The sequence below is a fragment of the Bacillus sp. JJ1127 genome, from assembly GCF_036965845.1.
In the GTDB taxonomy this organism is placed as follows: domain Bacteria; phylum Bacillota; class Bacilli; order Bacillales; family Bacillaceae_G; genus Bacillus_A.
Genome location: NZ_JBALQK010000355.1, coordinates 1 through 3,075, shown reverse-complemented (window position 1 = coordinate 3,075; position 3,075 = coordinate 1). Strand labels below are relative to the sequence as shown.

Annotated in this window: 4 protein-coding genes; all 4 read left to right on the top strand. The window is 33.8% G+C overall.

Going from position 1 to position 3,075, the window contains the following annotated elements; translation table 11 throughout:
* Positions 1-90 precede the first annotated feature (90 nt).
* The 4 genes from V7183_RS26090 to V7183_RS24290 all read left to right on the top strand — a co-directional run bounded on the left by V7183_RS26090 (position 91) and on the right by V7183_RS24290 (position 2,701).
* Entirely contained in the window at positions 91-174 is an 84-nt protein-coding gene (locus tag V7183_RS26090) for a DUF4077 domain-containing protein (protein ID WP_141523316.1), read from the top strand.
* A gap of 94 nt (positions 175-268) precedes the next feature.
* Positions 269-664, top strand: coding sequence for an SET domain-containing protein (locus tag V7183_RS24300; protein ID WP_141523313.1), 396 nt, complete (start codon positions 269-271; stop codon positions 662-664).
* Between the two features lie 112 nt (positions 665-776).
* On the top strand, positions 777-1,337 hold the full coding sequence (locus V7183_RS24295) for a sigma-70 family RNA polymerase sigma factor (protein WP_097894793.1): 561 nt from the start codon (positions 777-779) through the stop codon (positions 1,335-1,337).
* Entirely contained in the window at positions 1,307-2,701 is a 1,395-nt protein-coding gene (locus V7183_RS24290) for a DUF4179 domain-containing protein (RefSeq protein ID WP_335361121.1), read from the top strand. The genes V7183_RS24295 and V7183_RS24290 overlap by 31 nt, the downstream gene beginning before the upstream one ends.
* Positions 2,702-3,075 lie beyond the last annotated feature (374 nt).

The following is a 3,075-nucleotide window of genomic DNA, read 5'->3' as shown; positions in this document are numbered from 1 at the left end:
TTATTCTGCATAGCAGGGAATTTAGGTGCCGAACAATTAAAATGGATTTATATAAGTATATGATGAGGAAAGCGAGATTCAGTAAATGGAATGGCTAAAAAATGTTTTTCTCATCTTGAGAAAGAATCACAAAAAAATCATTTGCCCCTTTTTTGTATATTTTGTGCTGAGTGAGGGTTTTGAATGAAATCAATTGCTTTTCTCTTCATTATCTGTCAATCTTAAGGAGATAAAATACTTCAAAGAAAGAAATGTATAGGTGACGAACATGATTGAAATAAAGGCTTCTACACTTAGTGATGGAGAATTCAATAGGGGAGTATTTGCGACGCGTGATATAAAAAAAGGAGAACTTCTACATGAAGCGCCAGTTATCGCTTATCCGAATGAGGAACATCAATTTATAGAGAAAACATTACTTGCTGACTACGCATTTGAGTATGGCATAAATCATACCGCAATCCTTTTAGGATACGGTATGCTGTTTAACCATGCTTATAAACCGAATGCGACGTATGAAATTAACTTTGATAATCATACATTTGACTTTTATGCTTACACGGATATAAAAGCAGGAGAAGAGATACTCATCAATTATAATGGTGATGTGGATGATGATGAACTATTATGGTTTGATAGGGAAAAAGAGGAAAACGATAAATAGTATGTGATAGGAAAAGAGCACATTCGATTGAATGTGCTCTTTTGTATGGAACAAAAAAAATTGAAACCAAACTGTCCCGCTATCTATCTAATAAATGAAAGGAGGGGATACGATGGATGAAATAAAATTAGTCAAAAAGGCAAGAAAAGGTGACGATGCAGCTTTCGAACAGCTTATTAGTTTATATCAAGACCAGTTGTATCGGACTGCTTATCTATATGTACAGAATAAAGAAGATGCACTGGACGTTGTACAAGAAACAGTTTATAAAGCGTATTTATCCATAGAGCAATTAAAGAAACCGAACTATTTTTTGACATGGTTGACACGTATTCTTATACATAATGCTTATCAGCTATTAGGTGAAAAGAAAAAAGTGAAGAAGATAGAGGACGGAAGAGAAGCAAATACATATGGTGAGGTACCGAACAAACTACATCAAATTGAGCAAAATATTGATTTGCAGGAAGCGATTCAAAGGTTGGATGAAAATTATCAAACGGTAATCATTTTATATTATTATTATGATCTTCCGATTAATCGAATTGCTTGGCAAATGAATATACCGGAGGGAACAGTCAAAACGTATTTGCATCGGGCAAGGAAATCTCTAAAAAAATTATTAGGGGGGAGTGATGAGGATTGGATAAGCAGTGGTTTGATGACGAAGTAAATAAAATTGATGTTCCGAAACAAGAATTGAATCTGGCTATACAAAAAGGTATTACTAAGGCAAAGGCAGAAAAACCAGTCAAAAAGATATATAGGAAAAGAAAAATTGCTTTGTTAACTGTAGCTTCAATCTGTATAGGGATACTAGGCTCAGGATTTGTATTTCCACAAATGACTCGTGTATTAGCGGAAGTTCCGATTATTGGGAAAATCTATTCGCATTTTCATGATTCAATTGGTCAAAATCTGTCAGCAAGTAAGCTTGTAACCGAACTAAATCAGCAAGCGGTAAGCAATGGAATTAGTGTAACGATGAACAGTGTGTATTATGATGGTGGTAGAATTGGGATTACATTTAAAGTAGATAATCCAGACGAAGTAGAGATAAAGAATACTTTTGCCAATAGTTTTTACTATGATTTTAAACTAGTTGATGGAAGTCCGAAATGGGGGCGTGCAGCTTCATTTGATGGGAAAATAACAAAAGACGGTTGGTTCGGGAATATTCATATTGATTATCCAGAAAAAGAGCTTCCTCAAAATACAACATTACCAATTACCATTACGTCTATCGGAGACACAAAAGGGATTTGGAAATTTGATATTCCAGTACAACAATTGGAGAATAAAATGATTCATCCTCAGCAATCCGTAAGTAGTGAAGATAAAGAACATACATTTAACTTTGAAAAGATTACAGTTGGAAAAGGATCCGTTGCGATTGACTATAAAGCCATTTATCCACTTATAGGAGAAAATGATTTAGCGAGAATCGGAAAAGTGACTGATGATAAGGGACATGAAATCGATTTTAAAACGTCAGGTATTGAATTTGGTAGGGAAAAGGTTGGGAATCAGATAGAGTCTGATGAGCGATCTGTTTTTGGGAAAATTCCAGAGAACGCAGAATTTATTACACTGCATCCAAATGTGAGGTTGTCTGAAAAGCCATCTATTCAGTCTTTAAATCAAAAGACACCATTTGAAATACAAAGTACTCGTAGTGATTTAAAGATTGTCGTAAATAAAATTCAACATAAAAAACAGAGATTAATTGTGCAATATACACTTCAAAATGCCGATACAAAACGTAATTCCATGGATGAGTTGATAAATCGTGGTGAAATTATGAATTTAATTGATTCTTCGTATGTAGATGAGGAATTTGCACCAATTGGTCATGTTGTAAAGGGAAGCGATGTAAAAGTATTGAATAAGGAGAAATTACAGTTTCAAGCGACATTTAAGTTGGATGGGGAATATGGTGTAAAGAATTTTAGTCTAAAAAATTATGTGCTAGAAGTAGAAATGTCACCATATCATCCTGAAAAACCATTACCGCCAGTTAAAGTTCAATTAAAATAATCCAAAAAAGGATGCCTTAACATATAAGGAGGCATCCTTTTATATTACAAGGGTCTTACAGTTTTGTAATATCTATTTTTGATATGACAAAATATAGACATTCTTATCAGTTTGAAAAGTTCCATCTTTAAACATATTTTTTCACATTGACATGCGATATAATAGAATTTTGTAAAGGAAAAGATTAAGTTTAGTTTTTTTCTATATAAATCCATTTTAATTTTTCGACATCTAAATCCCTGCTATGCAGAATAAAAAGTAACCTACACTCGTTTGCTCTTTCTGTTTTTACTTCGCATGTGGCAGAAAAAGGCCCTGACCGCTTCTATGCATGGCCAGATGCTCTCTCCCACCTAAAAAGAGGGGTTTTATGT

What these genes read in the sequence shown, in the direction of transcription:
- V7183_RS24295 (WP_097894793.1), top strand. Translation starts at nt 777, where the DNA reads ATGGATGAAATAAAATTAGTCAAAAAGGCAAGAAAAGGTGACGATGCA.
- V7183_RS24300 (WP_141523313.1), top strand. Translation starts at nt 269, where the DNA reads ATGATTGAAATAAAGGCTTCTACACTTAGTGATGGAGAATTCAATAGG.
- V7183_RS26090 (WP_141523316.1), top strand. Translation starts at nt 91, where the DNA reads ATGGCTAAAAAATGTTTTTCTCATCTTGAGAAAGAATCACAAAAAAAT.